General features: G+C 64.4%; 17 protein-coding genes and 1 tRNA gene. 10 read left to right on the top strand and 8 right to left on the bottom strand.

All coding sequences use genetic code 11. The features are described 5' to 3' along the window. Positions 1 to 26: 26 nt before the first annotated feature. The 3 genes from AB0Y14_RS04755 to AB0Y14_RS04745 all read right to left on the bottom strand — a co-directional run bounded on the left by AB0Y14_RS04755 (position 27) and on the right by AB0Y14_RS04745 (position 4,032). Positions 27 to 752: a TetR/AcrR family transcriptional regulator gene (locus AB0Y14_RS04755; RefSeq protein ID WP_436588059.1), complete on the bottom strand. Its 726-nt coding sequence runs from the start codon at positions 750 to 752 to the stop codon at positions 27 to 29. A gap of 65 nt (positions 753 to 817) precedes the next feature. Then, positions 818 to 3,358, bottom strand: a complete 2,541-nt coding sequence (locus tag AB0Y14_RS04750) for an MMPL family transporter (protein ID WP_436588058.1) — start codon at positions 3,356 to 3,358, stop codon at positions 818 to 820. Positions 3,359 to 3,360: 2 nt separating this feature from the next. Beyond that, complete coding sequence (locus AB0Y14_RS04745) at positions 3,361 to 4,032, bottom strand: TetR/AcrR family transcriptional regulator (RefSeq protein ID WP_436588057.1); 672 nt, start codon at positions 4,030 to 4,032, stop codon at positions 3,361 to 3,363. A gap of 111 nt (positions 4,033 to 4,143) precedes the next feature. Between AB0Y14_RS04745 and AB0Y14_RS04740 the strand changes: the two genes are divergently transcribed. Genes AB0Y14_RS04740 through AB0Y14_RS04730 form a run of 3 tightly spaced genes read left to right on the top strand, consistent with a single transcriptional unit; the run spans position 4,144 to position 7,326 of the window. Continuing rightward, positions 4,144 to 4,845, top strand: coding sequence for a demethylmenaquinone methyltransferase (locus tag AB0Y14_RS04740; RefSeq protein WP_436588056.1), 702 nt, complete (start codon positions 4,144 to 4,146; stop codon positions 4,843 to 4,845). 4 nt (positions 4,846 to 4,849) lie between these two features. After that, entirely contained in the window at positions 4,850 to 6,184 is a 1,335-nt protein-coding gene (locus AB0Y14_RS04735) for a geranylgeranyl reductase family protein (protein ID WP_436588055.1), read from the top strand. Positions 6,185 to 6,240: 56 nt separating this feature from the next. Then, a complete protein-coding gene (locus tag AB0Y14_RS04730) occupies positions 6,241 to 7,326 on the top strand; it encodes a polyprenyl synthetase family protein (RefSeq protein ID WP_436588054.1) in 1,086 nt (361 codons plus the stop codon). Positions 7,327 to 7,469: 143 nt separating this feature from the next. On the opposite strand, the gene AB0Y14_RS04725 is transcribed toward AB0Y14_RS04730, so the two are convergent. Continuing rightward, positions 7,470 to 8,852, bottom strand: a complete 1,383-nt coding sequence (locus AB0Y14_RS04725; RefSeq protein ID WP_436588053.1) for a DUF6882 domain-containing protein — start codon at positions 8,850 to 8,852, stop codon at positions 7,470 to 7,472. Between the two features lie 128 nt (positions 8,853 to 8,980). On the opposite strand from AB0Y14_RS04725, the gene AB0Y14_RS04720 reads away from it, so the two are divergent. Continuing rightward, on the top strand, positions 8,981 to 10,417 hold the full coding sequence (locus AB0Y14_RS04720) for an SseB family protein (RefSeq protein WP_436588052.1): 1,437 nt from the start codon (positions 8,981 to 8,983) through the stop codon (positions 10,415 to 10,417). Positions 10,418 to 10,535: 118 nt separating this feature from the next. Here AB0Y14_RS04720 and AB0Y14_RS04715 read toward each other — a convergent pair whose 3' ends face one another. Next, a complete protein-coding gene (locus tag AB0Y14_RS04715) occupies positions 10,536 to 12,035 on the bottom strand; it encodes a catalase (RefSeq protein WP_436588051.1) in 1,500 nt (499 codons plus the stop codon). A gap of 45 nt (positions 12,036 to 12,080) precedes the next feature. Further along, a complete protein-coding gene (locus tag AB0Y14_RS04710) occupies positions 12,081 to 12,626 on the bottom strand; it encodes a Fur family transcriptional regulator (RefSeq protein ID WP_436588050.1) in 546 nt (181 codons plus the stop codon). A 241-nt stretch (positions 12,627 to 12,867) separates the two neighbouring features. Here AB0Y14_RS04710 and htpX point away from each other — a divergent pair, with 241 nt between their 5' ends. After that, the gene (gene htpX / locus AB0Y14_RS04705; RefSeq protein WP_436588049.1) at positions 12,868 to 13,764 is read left to right on the top strand and encodes a zinc metalloprotease HtpX; all 897 of its coding nucleotides are present in this window, start codon (positions 12,868 to 12,870) and stop codon (positions 13,762 to 13,764) included. 121 nt (positions 13,765 to 13,885) lie between these two features. On the opposite strand, the gene AB0Y14_RS04700 is transcribed toward htpX, so the two are convergent. Continuing rightward, positions 13,886 to 14,377: a YajQ family cyclic di-GMP-binding protein gene (locus AB0Y14_RS04700; protein ID WP_436588048.1), complete on the bottom strand. Its 492-nt coding sequence runs from the start codon at positions 14,375 to 14,377 to the stop codon at positions 13,886 to 13,888. A 195-nt stretch (positions 14,378 to 14,572) separates the two neighbouring features. Between AB0Y14_RS04700 and AB0Y14_RS04695 the strand changes: the two genes are divergently transcribed. The 3 genes from AB0Y14_RS04695 (at position 14,573) to trxA (ending at position 15,795) form a co-directional block, all read left to right on the top strand. Continuing rightward, positions 14,573 to 14,914: a hypothetical protein gene (locus tag AB0Y14_RS04695; RefSeq protein WP_436588047.1), complete on the top strand. Its 342-nt coding sequence runs from the start codon at positions 14,573 to 14,575 to the stop codon at positions 14,912 to 14,914. 164 nt (positions 14,915 to 15,078) lie between these two features. Next, positions 15,079 to 15,160 (top strand) — tRNA-Tyr (locus tag AB0Y14_RS04690). A gap of 224 nt (positions 15,161 to 15,384) precedes the next feature. Then, the gene (trxA, locus tag AB0Y14_RS04685; RefSeq protein ID WP_436588046.1) at positions 15,385 to 15,795 is read left to right on the top strand and encodes a thioredoxin; all 411 of its coding nucleotides are present in this window, start codon (positions 15,385 to 15,387) and stop codon (positions 15,793 to 15,795) included. 38 nt (positions 15,796 to 15,833) lie between these two features. On the opposite strand, the gene AB0Y14_RS04680 is transcribed toward trxA, so the two are convergent. Continuing rightward, positions 15,834 to 16,835, bottom strand: a complete 1,002-nt coding sequence (locus AB0Y14_RS04680; RefSeq protein WP_436588045.1) for a DNA-3-methyladenine glycosylase family protein — start codon at positions 16,833 to 16,835, stop codon at positions 15,834 to 15,836. 230 nt (positions 16,836 to 17,065) lie between these two features. Here AB0Y14_RS04680 and AB0Y14_RS04675 point away from each other — a divergent pair, with 230 nt between their 5' ends. Together AB0Y14_RS04675 and AB0Y14_RS04670 are read left to right on the top strand one after the other, a co-directional pair. After that, positions 17,066 to 18,487, top strand: coding sequence for a DUF2079 domain-containing protein (locus AB0Y14_RS04675; protein WP_436588044.1), 1,422 nt, complete (start codon positions 17,066 to 17,068; stop codon positions 18,485 to 18,487). A 309-nt stretch (positions 18,488 to 18,796) separates the two neighbouring features. Then, positions 18,797 to 20,644 (top strand): DEAD/DEAH box helicase, encoded by a 1,848-nt coding sequence (locus AB0Y14_RS04670; RefSeq protein ID WP_436588043.1) that lies wholly within the window; start codon positions 18,797 to 18,799, stop codon positions 20,642 to 20,644. Positions 20,645 to 20,684 lie beyond the last annotated feature (40 nt).

The raw sequence follows: 20,684 nt of genomic DNA, 5'->3' as shown, positions 1-20,684 counted from the left end.
CTTCTCTCGGTAGTTGATGTTCGATGTCAGATGCGAGGACGGCCAATGGCCACCTGCTCGAAGGCCCAATCGATGTCTTCTCGCAGGGATTCCAGGTTGAGTAGTCCGAGCGCGTCGGTTCCCTGGAAGGATTTCGGGAAGTGGGCGCCGTCGTGCTCGGGGGCACCGCACGCGGGGCTGTCGAGGACGCCCAGCCGATTGATGCCCCGGAGCAGTCCGAAGGCGATTCCGTTAGTGAGGTTGGAGATGTACATCCGGATCCTGATGTTCTGGCCGAAGTCGAGATCCGGATAATTCTTGGTGGTCGATTCCATGATTTGGCTCGAGACGTCCGCGAGGGTCAAAACCACGTGGCGTCCCAGCAGGTCGACCATTTCCGTGTCGAGCCGGAGGCTCAGGGCCAGGAAGCTGTTGAAAAGGTGGTCCGCCTCCGGCCGGTCGAAACTGGCCTTGAACTTCCAGTCGAGGGCATCCGGGATCTCGGAGGTCGGCAGTCCCGAGGGAATCTCGGGTTCGCTCAGCAAAACCGTGAGATACGAGGTGATGCGTGACAGCACGACCTCGTTCAGGTTGGGGAAGTGATTGAACAAGGACCGTTGGGAGATTCCGGCCCGTTCCGCAAGTGATTTCGATTTGAGGGCTTCGACTCCTTCTTCGAGCACGATCGATTCGGCGGCCTCGAGGATGGCCTTGCGTGTGGCCTCGCGCCGCGCGTGCCGGCGGTCGCCGCCGGGAAGGGTCGAAGTGCTCATGTATTTACAGTAATTGCAAATTGTTTGAGCGAGCAACGCCCTTCCCCTGTGCGGTTCACCACGTTCTACTGACGCTCTGAGGTCTCTTCATCATTGCCCCGCTCCAGGGAGGCTCCTTCGACGTCGACATTTGGCAAGATCTTGTCGAGCCACCGGGGCAACCACCACGCGGATTCGCCGAGAAGGTGCATTGCCGCCGGAATCAGGCTCATTCGAATAACGAAGGCATCGAGCAGCACGCCGAAGGCGAGTCCGAAACCGATGGATCGGATCATGGTCAGCTCCGAGAAGACGAATCCGCCGAACACGCTGAACATAATGATCGCGGCCGCCACGACCACACGGGCCGACTGGTTGTAGCCCATCACGACAGCGGTTCGGGCATTGGCCCCGTGGGTGTGCGCTTCGCGCATTCCGGAGACCAGGAACATTTGGTAGTCCATCGCCAAGCCGAACAGGATCCCGACGGCCAGGGTCGGGAGGAACGAGAGCACGATGGTTGCGTCGTGGACCTGGAAGATCTGCCCGAGCCAGCCCCACTGGTAGATCGCGACGACGCCGCCGAAGGACGCCAGGAGTGAGAACAAGAAGCCCAGCGTCGCAATCAGGGGCACCAGGATCGACCTGAAGACCAGCACCATGATTACGAAGGACAGGCCGAGAACGATGCCGATATATCCCGGCAGCGCCTGGGACAGAATCTGGGAGATGTCGATATTGCCTCCGGTCTGTCCCGTGACGCCGAGGGTGACGTCGTCGTTCTTCTGCGTCTCCGACGAGAGGTCCCTCAGGTCGTTGACGAGGTTCTCCGTGGACTCGGCGGCCGGTCCCTCCTCGGGGGTCACCTGGAAGACCTCGACCGAATGGTCCTTGGAGACGGGCCCCGGAACCACGTTCTTGACGTCGTCCTGCTGTTTGATCTTCTCCGCGATCTTCAGCTGGAGATCATCGGCCGTGGATTCGTCGGTGTCGGAGGGAAGCTCGGCCACCGCCAGGATGGTTCCGTTCGCGCCCGCCCCGAATTTGTCCTCGATGGTCTTGTACGCCTTGTAATCGGTCGAATCCACGGATTCCGTCGAGGAGTCGGGCAGGCCGAGCCGCATCGACGCCGTGGGGATAGCGATGATTCCGAGTGCGACCACCGCACCGATGATCACGAGAACGGGATGGCGGGTGACCACCGAGGACCATCCGTGTGCTTCCCGGAGCGTCTTGGTCTTCCGGTGCTTGCCCGCGTGTCCGTGGTAGGCGGCTCGCTCGTTCTTGTTCAGGACGCGCAGGCCGATCAGCCCGAGCAAGGCCGGGGTCAGGGTCACGGAGATGAGAACGGCGATGAGAACACACATCGCGGCGGTCGTCCCCATGATGCCGAGGAACGGGATCCCGACAACGTTCAGCGCCAAGAGCGCGATGATGACGGTCGTTCCCGCGAAGACCACGGCATTTCCGCTCGTTCCATTGGCCAGGGCGATGGAATCGGTGAGGCGGTGCCCCTCGCGCAGATTGACTCGGTGCCTGTTCAGAATGAACAGCGAGTAGTCGATCCCCACGGCGAGTCCCAGCATCAGCCCCAGCATCGGGGTGATCTGCTGGATGTCGACCACGGCCGAGAGCGACATCGTGATCAGCACGCCGATCCCGACGCCGATGAGTGCCGTCAGAATGGGCAGGCCGGCGGCAACAATGGTCCCCAACATGATGAGCAGAACCACGAGAGCCACGACGACGCCGATGATCTCCGCGGGACCGGCCAGAGCGCCGAGGTCTTGGGCGATGGACTGGCTGTAGTCGATCGATACTCCGTCGATCCCGGCGTTGTCGATCGTCTTGACCAGGGAGTCCTTGGTGTCCTGACTGATGTTCTGCTCGCTCTTGTCGAAGGAGATCGAGGCGACGGCCGTGGTGCCGTCCTGCGACACGAGCGCGGCGGACTTGGACAGGTCGAAGAGCTTGAGCTTCTGGTCGTACTCCTGCTGGCGCTCCTTGAGCTGATCGCGGTTCTTCTCGAACTCGTCCTGCTTGCCGTCCAGCTCGCTGCGTTGCTTGTCGATCTGTTTCTGCTGCTCGTCGAGTTGGCCCTTCGCCTGGTCCGAGCCGGGGGAGGCCGCGGCCTTCTGCTTGGTCTCATCGAGCTGTTTCTGGGCCTGATCGACTTTTTGTCGTCCGTCCTCGAGCTGTTTCTGTCCGCTGCCCAGTTGTCCCCAGGCGCCTTCGAGCTGCCGGGCGGCGTCGTCGAGCTGGGACTTCGACTCCTCGATGGAGCTCTTGGTCTGGAAGGGGTTCGTGGTCGAAGCGACACCATCGACCTTGTTCGCGCTCGAGAGGGCGTCGGCGATCTGCGACTTCTGCTCGCCGGTGAACGGTTTGTCATCGTCGGTCGAGATCACGACCTGGCCCGTGCCGTGGCTCGCCTCGGGGACCTTGTCCTTGAGGACGTTCTGCAACCGTTCGGTCTCCGACCCGGGCAGGGTGAACGCGTTGCTCAGCTGACCGCTGAAGGCGGCGAAGCTGCCGCCGGCGGCCGCGAGGGCCACCAGCCACACCACAAGTACGAGCCATGCTTTGCGAGCGCACGAGCGGCCGATGGTGTAGAGCAAGGATGCCATGGTCAGATCCCTTTCAGGGCGGAGTCGAAGGAAATGGTGGTCAAATATTCGAGGGCTTCGCGCACTTTGTCGCGCGCTTCCGCGAGGCTCGAACCCTGGCCGTCGTCGCCCAGAGCCTCGTGGAGTGCGACGCAGATGGTCTGAACGAGCACCCGGCACAGGATGTGGATGTGCATGGCGGGGGCCTGCGGATAGAGGGACTCGACGATCGCGACCAGGCGGTGGATCATACGTTCGATCGAGGCTTGCCCCCAGGTGTCCATTCCCTGCCGGTCGACCATCCGGCCCGCGGTGGTGACGCTGTCGCGGATTACCTCGAGCACATCCGACCGCAGCACGAACTCCGTCAGGGCCTGGGACACGCTGGTGCTCATCGTCTCCGGTGTGCCGACGAAATCCGGGGCGAAATCCTCCACGAGCCGATCGAAATTGTCGTTGACTCGGGCGAATGCCGCTTCCTCGATCGATGAGAAGTGGTTGAACACGGTCCTTCGGGAGACCCCGGCCCTTTCCGCGAGCTCGTCCACGGTCAGGTGGCTCGGCCCCACGCGGAGCACGAGATCGGCCGCGGCCGAAGCGATCGCGTCGCGATTCTGAGTGCGCACCAGGCTCCGGCGGTCGCTGGGGCGGGCGGCATCGTGCGGCGAGGCGTCTCGTTGCGGGGCGGAAGGCATGTGACCGAGCTTATTCGAGAAGATGCACTGAGTGCAATCAAATAGAGCGTCGATATGTATTGCGGCTCATTTCCACAGCCCAGGTTCTGGGCCGGCGTGCCGTCTGACAGAATGGACAGCGTGAACCGAGCTGATCTTGACAAGAAGTCCGAGGAAGTCTCCGCAATGTTTGACGGGGTCGCACCGAAGTACGACCTCATGAATTCCTTGCTGTCCCTGGGGCAGGACCGCGGATGGCGCAAGGCGACCGTGACAGCCGCCGAGCCGAAACCGGGCCAAAGGATTTTGGACGTGGCCGCCGGCACCGGAGCCTCTTCCGCGCCCTATCTGAAGGAGGGGCTCGACGTCGTCGCGGCCGACCTCTCGGAGGGAATGCTCGTCGAGGGAAAGCGGAGGCATCCCGAGATCGATTTCGTCCGGGCGGACGTCACCGATCTCCCCTTCGAGGACGCCGAGTTCGATACCGTCACGATGTCCTTCGGGCTCCGCAACGTGGCCGACTATCCCAAGGCATTGCGCGAACTGCACCGTGTCACGAAGTCCGGCGGAACGCTGGTGATCTGCGAGTTCTCGACTCCCACGTGGGCGCCGTTCCGCCTGGTTTACCAGGAGTACCTTATGCGCGCGCTGCCCCTCGTGGCAGGCCTGTTCTCGTCGAATCCGGAGTCCTATACGTACCTTGCGGAGACCATCAGCGCGTGGCCGGCCCAGGAACCGCTCGCCCGAGTGATCGCCGAGGCCGGTTGGGAGCACGTCCAGTACCGCAACCTGACCGGGGGCATCGTGGCCCTTCATCGGGGGTCCAAGGCCTAGTCCTATGAAGATCATCGTTGTCGGCGCAGGCCCAGCCGGAGCCACCGCCGCGTACTGGCTCGGGCGTGGCGGCCACGAGGTCACCGTCCTGGAGAAGACACGTTTCCCCCGGGAAAAAGTTTGCGGGGACGGCCTGACCCCTCAGGCCGTGCGGGAGATGGACCTCATGGGTCTGCCTCACGGTGTCGAGCAGGGGTATCACCGGCAGAAGGGCCTCCGCTTGCGGGCGGCGGGCAGGAGCCTCGAGGTTCCGTTCGAATCCCAAGGTGATGTCCCGGGGTACGGGCTGGTTCGCACCCGCTACGGCTTCGACGAGGAGCTCGCCAACCACGCCCGGTCGGCCGGTGCGGTGGTTCTGGAGGGCCACGCCGCCCAGGAGGTCATCCGTGCGGGAGATCTCACGACGTGGCCGGCCGGTCTCTCCCGAAACCTGGCCGGGGATCCGGAGCGTATCGTCGGAATCCGCGCCCAACTGCACGATGAGCGGGGGCGCCGCACCGGAGAAACCCGTGATTTCCACGCGGACCTGGTTCTGGCGGCAGACGGAAATTCGACCCGAACCGCAGTCTCGGCTGGCCTCGCCAAGCGGGACGACCGCCCCATGGGCGTGGCCGTCCGGGCCTATTACGAATCGCCCCTCGGCGATCTGGACTGGATGGAGGGCTGGCTCGAGCTCGAAGGGGACCGGCCCGAACCTGGCGACCGGCGTGAGCTGTTGCCGGGATACGGGTGGATCTTCGGCGTAGGGGACGGCACGGCCAACGTCGGCCTCGGAATCCTCAACACGTCGGAGCAATTCGGAAAGCTCGACTACCGACGGGTCCTCTCCGAGTGGACCGCGGGTATGCCCCAGGAATGGAACCTTGATGCAGAGCATCGCCGGGGGAGGGTGCTCGGCGCGGCCCTGCCCATGGCATTCAACCGGACTCCGCACTATGTTCCCGGTCTGATGCTGCTGGGTGATGCCGGAGGCATGGTCTCTCCGTTCAACGGTGAAGGCATCGCCAATGCCATGCAATCGGCGCGCGTTGCGGCCGACGTCGTCGGCGAGGCTTCACGGGCCAACGGACCGGCCCAGAGAGAACTCGTCCTCGACCGTTACCCGGACATTATTCGAGCGACGTGGGGCTCCCACTTCACCCTGGGTCGCGCGTGCGCGCAACTGATCGGGCACCCGGCGCTGATGAAGGCATCTGTGTCTCTCGGAATGAGGGTTCCTGCGATGATGAAGATCATTGTGGATGTCATGGCCGACCAGGTGCCCCAGGAGCCTCGGAACGCGATCGACAAGGCGGTGCACATCATCGAGTCCCTGACGCCCGCGACCTCCACCCGGTGACCACCATCCGAAGCCAACGGCCTATGGCCCCGAGAGAAACGGTTAGTGTTAAGCCCGTGACTGATACACACCCCGGACAGCATGACGACCAGCCGGAGAGCGCTTTCGCCCAGGCTCTTGCGGGTTCCGAGGACACGCACCTGCCGTCCGGATTCGAGCTCATCGCCCGCGACGAAGAGCTCGGTCCGAAGATCCTCCGCAGCCTCGGTGAGGTTGAGGAACGCCTGGACCGCGCCGTGCACTACACGGACGCCCTGGCCGACGTCGCCGCCCGACACCTGCTCGAGGCCGGCGGCAAGAGGGTCCGGCCCCTCCTGACGCTCCTGGCCGCTGAAATTTCGGGCGGTATCAACGACGACACGATCGAGGCGGCGGTCGTCACGGAACTCACGCACCTGGCCACGCTCTACCACGACGACGTGATGGACGACGCCTCCAAGCGTCGCGGGGCGGATGCGGCCCACACGATTTGGGGCAACTCGGTCGCGATCCTCACGGGAGACCTGATTTTCTCCCGCGCGTCTCTCATGGTCTCCGACCTGGGTGCACGTGCCTTGGCCGTGCAGGCCAGGACCTTCGAACGGCTCGTGCTCGGTCAGCTGTACGAAACGGCCGGGGCCAACCCGGACGAGGACCAACTGGCCCATTACATCAAGGTCATCGAAGGCAAGACGGGCTCCTTGATTGCGGCCGCGTGCGAGTACGGTTCGCACCTGGCCGGGGCGGAGGAGCAGACTGTCCAGACGCTGATTCGATACGGAGAGCTGGTGGGTGTCGCCTTCCAGCTGGCCGACGACGTCATCGACGTCACCGGATCGCGGCAGACCTCGGGGAAGACGCCCGGGACGGACCTCCGCGAAGGAGTTCCCACGCTTCCTTCGATTCTGGTGCGGAAGGCCGCCGAGGACGGGGACGAGGAAGCCCGCCGCATCGTGGACCTCATCGAGGCGGACCTCAGCTCGGACGAGGCGCTGGCTCGTGCGGTCGAGGCGCTGGGTGCTCACCCCGCCACGAACACGGCGTGGGCCATCGCCTATCGGTGGGCCGACGACGCCATCAGAACCCTCGAGCCGTTGCCGGAGACGACCGTCAAACAGGCCCTCAAGTCCTTCGCGGAGGCCGTGGTGCACCGGGACTCCTGACGGGGCCTTGGCCGAAAACGAAAGAATCCCGGTGACACCGACCCGAATCGATGTCACCGGGATTCTCGCGTACCGGCCGGGCGCGAATCCGCGCCGCGAACCGCGGGTCCGGGTCCCGCGTGGGGCCCGGACCCGACCTCGTTCTACAGTCCGAAGAAGCGGCTGAAGAAGCCCTTCTTCTTGGACTCCTCGCCCTTCTGCGCCTCGGCCTCGCGCTCCGAAGCCTCCGTTCGAGCGGGTTCGGCCTGGTCGGTGCGTTCGTCGGACTGGTCCGTGTATGCGGTCGAACCCGACGCGGCACTCGCCGGGGCGGACTCGCCCGCGCGGGCCGCGTCGTTCTCGGCCTGTTCGGCCCGGAGCCGCTCGAGGGCGGACCGACGGTCCTCGTCCTTTGCCTCCTGCTCGCGGGTGCGGGCGGAGTCCGGTTCCTCGACCACGGGCTGGGCATCCGTCACCGCATCGTCGGAAGCCGGGGGCGAGGCTGGCGCCGTAGCAGCCGCGGCCGGAGCCGCCTGCTCGGGGGCCGGTGCCTCGTCTTCCTCGACCACCTGTGTGGAGACCAACCCGGGTTCGGCATCCTGGCTCGGTTCCTGGTTGAAGGGCTGACCTTCGGCAGTCGGCTGGGTCCGCTCGACTCCCTCGGTGTCCTCGAGCGAGGGGGCCACCTGCTGCTCGTCCTCGGACGCGAGTGCCGCCTCGGTGGCGGCGACCCGCTGGGCTTCGGCCTCTTCGCGGGAGAGACGCTGCTGTTCGGATTCGCGCTGGGCGATGGCCAGCGACCTGCGTGCCTCTTCTCGGAGGGCCTGGCGGTGCTTGTCTGCGTCGTTGGCGGCCTGCGCCAACTCACGTTTGCTGACGACCAGCTCGGCCTGTTCGATACCGGAGATGCTGTGGTCGTCGAACCACAGGCGCAGTGCGCCATCTGCCGCGGTGATCACTGCGCAGGCCTCCGTATCCCAGGAAATGTGGGCGCCGCGCAAACGGGCGTAGGAATCCACGGCTCGCTGATGGTGGACTGCGGTGTTGGTCTGCAGCGCCTGGGCCATGATCCGGCCCATGCGGTTGACCGTGGGCTCAGGGAGCTCCAACTGGGGGCCGTCGACCAGGAGCCACGCACGCACTCCTCCGCCGGCCGCGGCGGGGTAATGCGCGAATACACCCGTGACGGCCTTGGACGCCAGTGTAAGCCTCCGTGCCAGCCCTTCCGAGAGCACCAGCTCGTCGGTGGTCAGCTCCTGGACGCCCAGGTGCTCGCCTGCCTCGCGCGCCTGCACCGCTGCTGTCACGACGACGTCGGGGAAATGCCCCAGCTCCTGCCAGGACCAGATCCACGAGCCGCGCTGGTCCGATTCGGTGCCGAGCAGATAGGGATCGAGCGACACCGAGGGATCGGAATCCAGCGTGAAAGACGGAGCAGAGAAGTCCACCGTCCACTCGGAATCGCCACTGATCTCGGCGAGACGAGCCTGGTATTCGGTGGAGATGAAGATCGATTCGTCAATCAAGTCCTGGAGAGTTTTCGTCATGAAAACAGGCTAGCAAGTAAACGCCCGTGCAGAGGACTCATCAGTTGTCCCCGACTGTGTAGGCTCGAGGCAGGAAAGGTCGCCGATCCAGCGGCGACGTTGCACGTGATCAGCCGAAGGAACATCCCATGCCAAGTACGGCTCCCAGCAACCCGACGGAGGAACTGCCCGAGGAGGAGCGGCAACAGCGTGCCGGAGAGGCGGTCAACCGCTTGGGGCACTGGTTGCTCTCATCGACCACCACGGACCCGGGCTGGGACCAGCTCATCGCAGACATCAAACCTTCGCGGCGCGAACCGGGCTCATTCCTGGCCCGAATCACCGAACTTCGCGGAGAGCGAGAAGTGACGGGGTCCACGGGCCTGATCGACGACGATTCGAACGCCCTTCCGCTCCTGCGGGAACATCGTCGGGCCACCTACACCCGGGCCCACGGCGCATGGCTGTCGATCAGTCTCATCATTCAGGCCGAAGGGTGGCCGGTCCCCGAGTACCAGGTCGGCATCGACACCAATCACGACGACGAGCCCGAATCCTGGGGACAGGAATCCCCTCTGGCTGCGGAAGACCTGGTCGGGGAGTGGGAGACGTTCCCTCGCGACCGGATCCACCTGCCGGAGTGGATGGTCGAGCGAACACAGGGTTACCAACCCGAGAAGCAGGTCACGCCGTCCCCCGATGAAGAACGGCACGCACACCCCATTGCCCCGTCGCAGTTCGACGACGCGTACGAGGATTCCGACACCACACCGGAGTCTCTGAATCCACAGGTGGAACAAGCGCTGTCCCACTTCGCCCACAAGCCCACGGAGCAGACGATCGCGAACGTCCTGAGATGTCTCATGGGCGGTGAGGTCCTCTTGGACATCACCGGATCCACGCTGGTTCCCGGTCCTCGTGGCGAACGGGTGGGTCCGGGCTCACAGGTCAGAGTCCAGGCGGTCCTCGGAAATGACGGCAGGCGGTCACTGGCCGTATACCTTCGTGAGGAAACCGCTCGCAATGTCGTCTCCGCCTCCGGGCGCTCGACGCAGGAGCTGATGCTCAACCGCGAGTCGGGAGTCTCCGTCCTCCAGAACTTCGTGGCGGACGAAACCCTGTCGGACATCATCGTCGAGCCGAACTCGCCCGACTCGTGCCGCATCGAAGGCCCACAGGCCGAGTGGGCCATGAACACCCCCAGGAACGACGCAGCGAAGAACGCTCTCCTGGCCAAGAGCATGCAACGCCTGATCGGATCCTTCATGGGGCCGGGTTCGGTGTTGCTGCTCGGCATGAGGGAGAGCGAACAGGGCCTGCGGCCCGTCTTCGCCCAGCCCGAGGGCGACGGGGAACCCCAAACGTTCCTCCTCTTCACGTCGGCCCCCGAGGTCGCGGCCCTGGATCCGCAGCTGCAGGTGCGATCCGTCCCCGCACTGGACGCGATGCGTCTCGCGGTGGAGTCCGGAGCCACTCACGTCAAGATCAATGCCCTGGGCCCGAGTGCGCTCCTTCCGATGGACCAGGTCAGAGAGATCCTCGAGATCGCGGCGCTCCAGGAGAAGGTCCGGACCAGGGCCTCCTGACTTCCGAGAACGGGATTGCAGAGCGGTCCACACACACGAAAAGGGGCTTCCCACCCAACGGTGGGAAGCCCCTTTTCGTGTGGTCCCGCAGCCTGAGGCCGCGGAAGAACTCACATCATCAGGCGCCGGGGACGTCGTCGCCAGCATTCTGCTGGACGGTCTTCTCGATGCGCTCGCCGACTTCCTGGTCGATGTTCTTCCAGTACTGGATCGCGTTGGAGAGCACCGGCTCGACGCAGTCGCCGAGCATGCCGGCAACGGTCTCGATCAGGCGCTCGCGAGCACCCTCGTCGTAGACCTCGCGGACCAGAGTGTGAGCCTGGCCGAAGTCGTCGTCCTCCGAGTGGAGGGTGTAGGCGGTGCGGACCAGCTCGCCGTCGGACTCCCAACCATTCTCCACCGGGCCCTGTTCGTCCTGGTAGGCGCGTCCGTACGAGTTCGGGGCGTAGACCGGAGCGTCACCACTGTGGTGGTACTCCATCTGGCCTTCCTTGTCGTAGGAGTTGGTGCGGACCAGGGGAGCGTTGACCGGCAACTGGTTGAAGTTCGTGCCGATACGGTTGCGCTGGGCATCCGGGTAGGAGAACACGCGGCCGAGCAACATCTTGTCGGGGGATACGCCCGTGCCGGGAACCGTGTTCGAGGGGCTGAATGCAGCCTGTTCGATTTCCGCGAAGTGGTTGCGCGGATTCCGGGTCAGGGTGAACCGGCCCACCGGGATGCGCGGGTAGTCCTTCTGCGACCAGATCTTGGTCAGATCGAAGGGGTTGAAGCGGTAGTTCTTCGCGTCCTCGTACGGCATGATCTGGACCTCGAGGCGCCATGACGGGTAGTCGCCCCGGTCGATCGCATCGAACAGGTCGCGGCGGTGGTAGTCACCATCGGAACCGGCCAACTGCTCGGCTTCCTCATTGGTCATGTTCTCCACGCCCTGCTCGGTGAGGAAGTGGTACTTGACCCAGAACCGCTCGCCGTCCTCGTTGACCCACATGTAGGTGTGGGAGGAGTAGCCGTTCATGTGGCGCCAATTGCGCGGCAGGCCGCGGTCGCCCATGAGGTACGCGACCTGGTGGGCGGACTCGGGGGACAGGCTCCAGAAATCCCACTGCATGTTGGCATCGCGCAGGCCGGAATCGGGCGTCCGCTTCTGGGAGTGGATGAAGTCCGGGAACTTCATGGGGTCGCGCACGAAGAACACGGGGGTGTTGTTGCCCACCATGTCGAAGTTGCCGTCCTCGGTGTAGAACTTCAGGGCGAAGCCACGGACGTCCCGCCACGTATCCGGCGAACCGAGCTCACCGGCAACGGTCGAGAAACGAGCCAGCATCGGGGTCTTGGCGCCCTTCTGGAGGAATTTGGCCTTGGTGTACTTGCTGACATCCTCGGTGACCTCGAACTCGCCGAACGCGCCCGAGCCCTTGGCGTGCGGGCTGCGTTCCGGGACACGCTCCCGGTCGAAGCGGGCCAGCTTCTCGACCAGGGCGACGTCGTGCAGCATCAGCGGGCCGTTGGGGCCGACGGACAGGGAATTGGCGTCCGACTCCCTGGGTGCGCCCGACTCGGTGGTCGAGGGCTTCGTAGGATCAGTGGTGCTCTGGTTCGAGACGAACTCAGTCATCGATGATCTCCTTCTTCTTGTGTGTTGTTGGTGTGATGGCCGGACTCAGTGAGTCGTGAGCCCGGACGATGTGGGGGCCGCGCCTGCGGCCTGGGGATTCGGCGAGTCCGTGCCCTCCTCGGAGGAGCGGCACGACTGGCAGATTCCCCGGTAGACGACGTCCGCGGCGATGATCGACATGCCGTGAGCGTCCGAAGGGGTGAGACAGGGTGCTTCACCGATGGCGCAATCGACGTCTTCGATACGACCGCAGACGACGCACAGGGCGTGGTGATGATTGTCCGATGCGCGCGTCTCGTAGAGGGCGGGTGTGTTCGGCGGCTGGAACTTGCGGAGCAGTTCGATGTCGGTCAGGTCCGCAAGGACCACGTAGACGGACTGGACCGTTATATTCGGCAGTTCGTCCCGTACGTACGCTACGATATTTTCGGCCGGCGAATGCTGGTGCCGATGCACCGCAGTCAGGACCGCGATACGCTGCTTGGTCACCCTCCGTCCGCGAGAGCGAAGTTCATCGGACCATTGGGCACGCAGATCATCGAGGGATGGTTCCTCGAGGGCGTGGCCGGGGTGCTGATGAACTGTTGTCATATACAACACTGTACCCTTATTCTGAGTCGCTCACAATAAGACGAGCCTGTGGAAACTCCCAGGGCTACGTCAGGCCTGGTCAAGCGGCGGTTGTCAGAATAGTACGGCCGGCGCCCCAGGGCGCGGTCGTTTCGGGGCGAGAAGTGCTTTACAGTTGAACCATCTCGAGTCCCGAGCGGCGATCGTTGCCCGGGACTCAGCGCGCCAGAACCCACGGCCACGCAAGGAGATGCGCGGAACAATGCACAATCATTTCAACGGACTGAAGACGGTCCTGCTCATGGGCGGGATGTTCGGCATTCTGCTCGCGGTCGGGGCCGTTCTGTCTGCGGGCAGCGGCCGCAGCATCTTCATCTGGCTCTTCGCGATCGGCGGGCTCATCGCAACGGCCGTCAGCTATTGGAACAGCGACAAGATCGCCATCGCTTCGATGCAGGCCCGGCCGGTGTCCCGGGACGAGGCACCCGGTATGTACCGGATCGTCGAGGAGCTCTCGTCCAAGGCCAACCAGCCCATGCCGCGTCTCTTCATCGCCCCGACCATGTCGCCCAACGCCTTCGCCACGGGGCGAAATCCGCAGCATGCGGCCGTCTGCTGTACCGAGGGTATTCTTCAGCTGCTCAATGAAAGGGAACTGCGAGGAGTCCTTGGGCACGAACTGATGCACGTATACAACCGGGACATCCTCACCTCGTCGATCTCTTCCGCGATCGCGGGCGTCATCACCTCGGTCGCGCAGATCATGGTGTTCTTCGGCGGTGCGCTCGGGGGCAGGGAACGTGGTGGCAACCCCATTGCCGCGATCCTGATGGCGTTGCTCGCGCCGTTGGCCGCGACGGTGATTCAGCTGGCCGTGAGCCGCACGCGGGAATACGACGCCGATGAGGACGGAGCCCGCCTGACCGACGATCCGTTGGCGCTGGCGTCGGCTCTCCGCAAGCTGCAGCAGGGGACTCAGCAGGCTCCCATGGATCCCGAGAATCAGCGGACCGTCAACACGGCCCACATGATGATCGCCAACCCGTTCCGCATGGCCCAGATGCAAAATCTGTTCTCCACGCATCCGCCGATGGACAAGAGGATCGCCCGCTTGGAGAATATGGCCGGCTACGGCGGCAATTCGCCCCGATACAACTGACGCCATCGGCAACCAGGTCGATTGATCGGCCGAATGAACGAGACCCCGTGTTCTGCGGAACACGGGGTCTCGTTCATTCGGCTGACAGTTTCTCTGGGACCGTCGCGAGGATGGGGCGAAGTCAGCGGTAGTTGACGAACTGCAGGTCGACGTCCAGATCGGATCCCTTGAGCAGGGTGATGACGTCCTGGAGGTCGTCCCTGGACTTTGACGAGACGCGCAATTCATCGCCCTGGATGGTTGCCTTGACGCCCTTCGGGCCCTCGTCACGAATCAGCTTGGTGATCTTCTTGGCCTGCTCCTGAGCGATGCCCTCCTTGATGGAGGACTCGATCCTGTACTCCTTGCCGGAGGCGAACGGCTCTCCGGCGTCCAAGGACTTGAGGGAGATGCCTCGTTTGACGAGCTTGGACTCGAAAACGTCCAAGGCCGCCTTGGCCCGCTCTTCCGAGTTGGCCTTGACCAGGATCTTCTCGCCCGAGAAGTCGATGGAAGCTCCCACTCCTCGGAAGTCGTAGCGTTGCGAGATCTCCTTGGCGGCCTGGTTGAGGGCGTTGGACACTTCTTGCTTGTCGACCTTGCTGACGACGTCGAACGTGGACTCGCTGGCCATGGTGGACTCCTTGTCATTGAGGAACGTGAAATCGGTCCCCAGTTTATGGCACGTCGGTGGCCCCGGTACCCCGTCGTTCCATGGAGTGGCCGAGTCTCGGCTCGTGCCGCACTATGAGACAACGTGGCACGAATCGTTATCGAATCGTCACCCGATTCCTGTGGTCCTCACAGGTCCGCATCCCACACTTGAAGCATGAACACCTCATCGAGATTCAATGGGAGTCCTCGCGGCTCGTTGGCCGGTGCGAGAAAAAGACTCGCCGCGGATGCGGCCACGCACCGCGTCGTCTCGGAACGGTCGGTCGTCATCTCGCACAGCCGCCGGGCCTGGTCCTCCAGCGAGCCTCAGTCCTTGAGAGCGACGCCACGTGGCCGACTGGTTGAGCCGGACCTGGTCCGGCGGCTGGACGGAGTCCGTGAAGACTTGGAAGCGTCTCTGTCTCGCGGTGAAATCACGCAGGAGCAGCTCGAGAAATTCCTCGACCGCATGGAGGCCCGGCTCCTGGAAGAGCAGGGTTCGAGCACCAGCTCCTAGGCCCCGCCTGGGCGGCCGCGCCACGGTGGGTGCCTTTGATCACAATGGGGATCTGGCCCTGCCCTCGGTTTGTGCATCCCGTGAGTCTTTGGGTACTGTTGAATCCGCTCCCGTTGCCGGGGGGCACGGATTCTTCCGGGCCGAAATGGTTCGGTGGAACACTCGGCAGATTACCCGAGCGGCCAAAGGGGGCTGACTGTAAATCAGCTGGCACTGCCTACGGGGGTTCGAATCCCTCATCTGCCACCGCAGCACAAACCGCGAACTCTCCCAAGGGTTCGCGGTTTGTTTGTTTTAAGGCAATGTCGGCCGGACACGCGTCCTCGATCCGCCACACGATCACAGGTTCTCGCTGCGAAACGTACCGAGGATTCCGGCGGCGCGATCCGGCGCCGGAGGAAAATTCCCGAAGGGTGAGCCGTGGGTGAACGTCCTGGGCTGGTGGAATCTCGAAATGTATTGTCGGGGCCATGCCGACTATTGAATTGACGCAAGACAACCTCAACGACACGATCGCGAAGAACGACATCGTCCTGGTGGATTTCTGGGCCGAATGGTGTGGACCGTGCAAGCAGTTTGCTCCGGTCTTCGAATCCGCCTCGGAAAAGTACGAGGACGTCGTCTTCGGGAAGGTGGACACCGAGGACCAGCAACAGCTCGCGGCCGCCGCGGGGATCACCTCGATCCCGACGCTGATGGCCTTCCGTGAGCAGACGCTCGTCTTCGCCCAGCCTGGCGCCCTCAACGGGTCGCAGCTGGAACAGGTGATTGAGGCCGTTCAGGGCCTCGACATGGACGACGTGCGCCGCCAGATGGCCGAGGCCGAGCAGGAAGCCGCTGAACAGCAGGGCCAGCAGGAGACCGACCCCGGCCAGGCCTGATATTGCCGGGGCGATAGGCTCCGGTCAGAGACTTTTCATTACCCGGCGAGCGGCTGAGGGGCGACCCTTGGTCCTCGCCGGGGTTCTTTAACCGTGGACAGACCCAGCAGGCGGACCACGCGCTGCCGGTTTCCTGCCCAGGGTCTGAGCAATTCGAGCATGCGGGTGTCGTCGCCTCGGCGCCCCTCCAGGGCGTAACAGACCCCGTGGGCCAGGTGGTAGTCGCCGACACTGATCGCGTCGGGGAGCCCATGCGACCGCTGCATCGCTTCGGCGATGGTCCACGCTCCGATCCCTGGAGTGGCGGAGAGCTGGCGAGCGACGTCGCCCGCCCCGGCGGACTCTGCGAACCGCAGTAACGACGGGGCCCGTTCCGCAAGGGAACGAACGGTGCGTACTCGATGCGAGTCCACGCCTGCACGACGCCACTCCCAGGAGGGGACGGACAGCCACGCCCGTGGCGTTGGGAACGCCACCATGCCTTCAGGCGGGCGCGGTACCCCTTGCGGGGCAGGCGCCGGATCGGATCCGATCCGGCGGACCATCCGTTGCCAGGCGCCGATGGCTTCGCTGCCGGTGACCCGTTGCTCGAAAACGGCCGTGACCGTCTGCTTGAATATCCAACCCGTAGAGCACAGCCTCAGCCCGGGGTGCAACCGGTACGCCGCCCTGGCATGGTGCGGGAGCAGAGCGAATTCGGGGGAGGACGCGAAAACGGACCAGTCGTCGTGGAGACCGACGAGACGGCCGGCCGACGCAGAGAAAGCGTCGACTTCGTCCCGATCCTTGCCCCAGGCCACGACGTCGATCGGTGCTCCCGCGAGAAGACCGGACGTGGCCGACTGATCGAGAACCGCAGCAACCCCGTACCCTTCGTGTTCCGGCACGCGCGCCGTCAGAAAGACTCGGGTCCGGTGGGGCGAGGTCTGCACGGAAATCGTCGGATCGTGGGAACCACGACGAAGAACCGCCATGCTGCGTGCCAGGTCCACCGGTGCCTCGGACGTCAGGCGGCGTTCGGCGCAGTATACGGTGGACATGCGCTCCATCATCGCACGAGCAGATAGGGTCCGGGCAGTACTCCGCCCGAGCAATACCTTGTCCGACGAACCGACACATCACGATGTCGCCGCAACCACGCCCCGACGACAATCCGCAGGCACCCCCAATGAGCGATACTTCAGCGACACGAACCACTGACGGGCGGAACGCGCCCACTACTCCAGCGCGGTCGTACCTCTCCCGCCGAACTCCACGAGTGGTGGCGTGCGTGCTGGGCCTTGCGGCGGCGGCCGTCTACACGTCGATCTCGATCGTGCAGTGGCAGCTCATGGAGACCCCGTCGTGGGACTTGGCAATCTTCACCCAAGCTCTCAAGCAGTACGCCGGATTCGCCCCGCCCGTGGCCAATATCAAGGGCTACGGATTCAACCTTCTGGGCGACCACTTCCATCCCATCCTGGTGCTGCTGGCACCGCTCTACGCCCTCTGGCCTTCGGGACTGACCCTGATGATCGTTCAGGACCTCTTGCTGGCACTCGCCGTCGGCGTCTTCGCGTGGTGCGGGACCCGGTACCTCGGCGCGGTGCGCGGGGCGTGCCTGGCTCTGGGATTCGCCGCGAGCTTCGGGGTCCTGGAGGCGATTCGTGTGCAATTCCACGAGGTCGCCTTCGCCGTGCCGCTCATGGCCCTGAGCTTGTGCTCTGTCGCCACCGGACGGTTGCGTGCCGCTGTCTTGTGGGCTGCGCCGCTGGTCTTCGTCAAGGAAGACATGGGTGTCACCGCCGCGATGGTGGGGGTGCTGGTCCTCTCCCGTCATGCCCGCAACGGTGGTCTGGGGATACGGTCAGGCCGGGTGGCCTGCCGCAGGGTTATCGGTTCGCCTCTTGGTCTCCAGGGAGTCGGGCTCATCGTCTGGGGACTCTCCTGGAGTGCAGTCGCCGTCTTCCTGATCCTTCCGGCCCTGAACCCCCGCGGCCACTTCGACTACGGCGGATCGGTCGACGTGTGGGGCGCGCTCGCCGACCCGTTGCAGGCCCTGGGGCTGATGTTCTTTCCCTGGGCCAAATCTCAGACCCTTCTGCTGCTGGCCGTGACCGGTGCCCTGGTATTCCTCAGATCGCCGGTGGTGTGGGTCGGCGTCCCGACTCTGGTGTGGCGATTCCTGTCCGACAACCCCGGGTACTGGGAACCGACCTGGCACTACAACCTCGTGCTGATGCCGGTGGTTTTCGCGGCGCTGTTTGACGCGGCGCTGCGCGTCCGACCGGTCCGGGCGACAGGATTCGCGAGGGCTGTGGAACGCATGACCGCGGCAGGACCCGTTCTCTCGGCCGGGATCGCCGTGTTCCTGGTCGCTGGGTCGACCGCGAGCCCGGTGCTTTCACCCGATCAGTCGCGGTCACCGGGAAGCATCGCGGCCAAACATGAGGCCCTCCGCAGGGTCCCCCAGGACGCGAGCGTCGCGAGCGACCTCTCGGTGCTGACTTACTTGGTTCCTGACCACGACGTCCGGTGGATCGGGAACCATTCGGACCCGGCTCCCGAGTACCTGGTGCTCGACCGAACCACCGGGACGTGGGATGGGGCAGGCGCCGAAGAACTCGAGGCGACCGCGGGGTCGATTTACGGCGGTCGGTACGTGGCTGTCCAGGACGATCACGGCGTCGTCGTCCTGGTGAGGGGGAGGTGAGCGATGCGTCACCATGGAGCGGAAAAGCCCCGTCGATGCGGTAAGCTGGCAAATACTACCGGGATTCCCCGTTTTGTGCCGAGTCAGTCCCGAATCTTTTGAGGGACCCGGCCGTTGCATGACGTGTATTAGCTCGCCGCCGTGCCCACCCGAGACAACCCATCCTTGAGATCGGCAGAGGTGCGCCCAGAGAAGAAACACCATTTCCTGAAGCCTCAGGGAGTGTTTGCGGGCAGATTCAAGGGGACAGAACCGGCCGCCGCCCATGAGGGACGGTGCGTGAAACCCCAACTCCATAAGGACTAATTGGTGACTCAACCCAACCAGACCCTGCCCGAAAATGCTTCCGCTGCTGCGGCCGACGCCGCCGAGCCCGAGGACAACACCGTTCGCTTCACCGATCTCGGTCTCGACGGCCGCGTTCTGGGCGCTCTCGAGAAAGTCGGATACGAGAAGCCCTCACCGATCCAGGCCGAGACCATCCCGTTGCTGCTCGAAGGGCGCGACGTCGTCGGTCTCGCGCAGACCGGCACCGGCAAGACCGCTGCCTTTGCGGTGCCGGCCCTGTCTCATCTCGCGGAGCTCTTCGATGTCCACGGAGCCAACCGCGACACCCAGGTGCTCGTCCTGGCCCCGACCCGCGAGCTGGCTCTCCAGGTGGGCGAAGCCTTCTCGTCCTACGCGAGCGAGATGCCCGACTTCACCGTTCTGCCGGTCTACGGCGGTTCACCCTACGGCCCGCAGCTGGCTGGGCTCCGTCGCGGCGCGCAGGTGGTCGTCGGCACTCCGGGCCGCGTGATCGACCACCTCAAGCGCGGCTCGCTGGACCTGTCCAACATCAAGCACCTCGTTCTCGACGAGGCCGACGAGATGCTTCGGATGGGCTTTGCCGAGGACGTCGAGCAGATCCTGGCCAAGACGCCCCAGGAAAAGCAGGTCGCCCTGTTCTCGGCGACCATGCCCAAGACGATCCGCAAGCTCGCGGAACAGTACCTTCACGATCCGGTCGAGGTTCGCGTCGAGTCCAAGACGACGACGGCCGCCAACATCCGCCAGCGCTACATGCAGGTCATGCACTCCCACAAGCTGGACGCCATGACTCGCGTCCTCGAGGTCGAGGAGTACGACGGCGTCATCGCCTTCGTGCGGACCAAGAAGGAGACCGAAGAAGTCGCCGAGAAGCTCCGCGCTCGGGGCTTCCAGGCCGCGGCCATCAACGGCGACATTCCCCAGAACATCCGTGAGCGCACCGTTCAGTCCCTCCGGGACGGCCGTGTGGACATCCTCGTGGCGACCGACGTCGCTGCCCGAGGGCTCGACGTCGAGCGCATCAGCCTTGTGGTCAACTTCGATATCCCGCACGACACCGAGTCCTACGTCCACCGGATCGGCCGTACGGGCCGTGCCGGCCGCGAGGGCGAGGCCATTCTGTTCATGACGCCGCGGGAGAAGCACCTGTTGCGCCAGATCGAGAAGGCCACGCGCCAGAAGGTCACGCTCATGCACATGCCGAGCGCGGACGATGTCAATGCGACGCGTCTCCAGCGCTTCGCCCAGCAGATCACCGACACGATCGAGTCGGAGGATCTGACGGTATTCAAGGAGCTGGTCGAGAAGTACGAGAGCGAGCACGACGTTCCTGCACAGGACATCGCGGCCGCGATCGCCGCCATCGCCCAGAACGGGCGTTCCTTCCTCGTCGAGGAGCTGCCGACCAAGGCGGTCCCGCGTGGACGGGAAGACCGCGGGGGCCGTCCCGAGAAGCCCGGTCGGAAGCGCAGCGATGAAGGCCTGACCACGTACAAGATTCAGGTCGGTCACGAACAGCGCGTGTCCCCGGGATCCATCGTCGGCGCCCTCACGAATGAGGGCGGTCTCGACGGGTCGCAGGTCGGGAACATCGATATCCGGGGCGGTTTCTCCCTGGTCGACCTCCCGAAGGATGTGAATCTCGGCGATCTGAGCGATATCCGCATCAACGGCAATCCGTTGGACATTCAGCCCGACCGTGGCGGCAACCGTGGTGGCGGTCAGCGTGGCGGAAATCGTTCGGGCGGATACCGCGGCGGCAACCGTGGGGATCGTGGCGGTCGCGACGACCGTGGCGGCTACCGCGGCGACCGTGGCCCGCGCAAAGGCGGCTTCCGGAAGTTCTAGACTTCCTTGTGAGTAACGGCACCCTGTACGGATTTGTCGG

The organism is Rothia sp. HC945, assembly GCF_051370785.1.
Classification (GTDB): Bacteria; Actinomycetota; Actinomycetes; order Actinomycetales; family Micrococcaceae; genus Rothia.
The sequence above is the reverse complement of the archived record's forward strand: the minus strand, read 5'-3'. Positions and strand labels throughout refer to the sequence as shown.

Excerpts from the sequence above, each read along its gene's own strand:
- AB0Y14_RS04725 (WP_436588053.1), bottom strand. The coding sequence starts at position 8,852 with ATGACGAAAACTCTCCAGGACTTGATTGACGAATCGATCTTCATCTCC.
- AB0Y14_RS04695 (WP_436588047.1), top strand. The coding sequence starts at position 14,573 with ATGAACACCTCATCGAGATTCAATGGGAGTCCTCGCGGCTCGTTGGCC.
- AB0Y14_RS04720 (WP_436588052.1), top strand. The coding sequence starts at position 8,981 with ATGCCAAGTACGGCTCCCAGCAACCCGACGGAGGAACTGCCCGAGGAG.
- AB0Y14_RS04700 (WP_436588048.1), bottom strand. The coding sequence starts at position 14,377 with ATGGCCAGCGAGTCCACGTTCGACGTCGTCAGCAAGGTCGACAAGCAA.
- AB0Y14_RS04735 (WP_436588055.1), top strand. The coding sequence starts at position 4,850 with ATGAAGATCATCGTTGTCGGCGCAGGCCCAGCCGGAGCCACCGCCGCG.
- AB0Y14_RS04740 (WP_436588056.1), top strand. The coding sequence starts at position 4,144 with ATGGACAGCGTGAACCGAGCTGATCTTGACAAGAAGTCCGAGGAAGTC.
- AB0Y14_RS04745 (WP_436588057.1), bottom strand. The coding sequence starts at position 4,032 with ATGCCTTCCGCCCCGCAACGAGACGCCTCGCCGCACGATGCCGCCCGC.
- AB0Y14_RS04680 (WP_436588045.1), bottom strand. The coding sequence starts at position 16,835 with ATGTCCACCGTATACTGCGCCGAACGCCGCCTGACGTCCGAGGCACCG.
- AB0Y14_RS04715 (WP_436588051.1), bottom strand. The coding sequence starts at position 12,035 with ATGACTGAGTTCGTCTCGAACCAGAGCACCACTGATCCTACGAAGCCC.
- htpX (WP_436588049.1), top strand. The coding sequence starts at position 12,868 with ATGCACAATCATTTCAACGGACTGAAGACGGTCCTGCTCATGGGCGGG.
- AB0Y14_RS04710 (WP_436588050.1), bottom strand. The coding sequence starts at position 12,626 with ATGACAACAGTTCATCAGCACCCCGGCCACGCCCTCGAGGAACCATCC.
- AB0Y14_RS04755 (WP_436588059.1), bottom strand. The coding sequence starts at position 752 with ATGAGCACTTCGACCCTTCCCGGCGGCGACCGCCGGCACGCGCGGCGC.
- trxA (WP_436588046.1), top strand. The coding sequence starts at position 15,385 with ATGCCGACTATTGAATTGACGCAAGACAACCTCAACGACACGATCGCG.
- AB0Y14_RS04750 (WP_436588058.1), bottom strand. The coding sequence starts at position 3,358 with ATGGCATCCTTGCTCTACACCATCGGCCGCTCGTGCGCTCGCAAAGCA.